General features: G+C 83.8%; 1 pseudogene. It reads right to left on the bottom strand.

Features of this window, described 5'->3' with window-relative positions:
- Positions 1 to 265, bottom strand: a pseudogene (locus ACLQ29_RS35560) (hypothetical protein); the annotation flags it as partial.

Raw genomic sequence — 265 nt, 5'->3', positions numbered from 1 at the left:
CGACCGGCGGTCCGGGCGGATCGTCCGGGGTGACCACCACCGCCACGTGGTCGAGCAGGGCGTCCCGCAGCGCCCGCTGCCCCACCGCCCGGCCGGCCACCCCATGCGCGGCGGCCTCCCGCAGCGTCCCCGCCGCCGCCTCGGCCGTCCGCCACAGCTCCCCGGCCGGCAGCGTCTCCACCGCCCGGCTCGTCGGCGGCGGCAGCGGCCAGCGCCACTGCGCGTCCCGCCGGGCCGGCAGGGCGGCCTCCCCGGCCCCCAGCCC

It is taken from the genome of Micromonospora sp. DT228, from assembly GCF_049841595.1.
Classification (GTDB): Bacteria; Actinomycetota; Actinomycetes; order Mycobacteriales; family Micromonosporaceae; genus Micromonospora.
The sequence above is the reverse complement of the archived record's forward strand: the minus strand, read 5'-3'. Positions and strand labels throughout refer to the sequence as shown.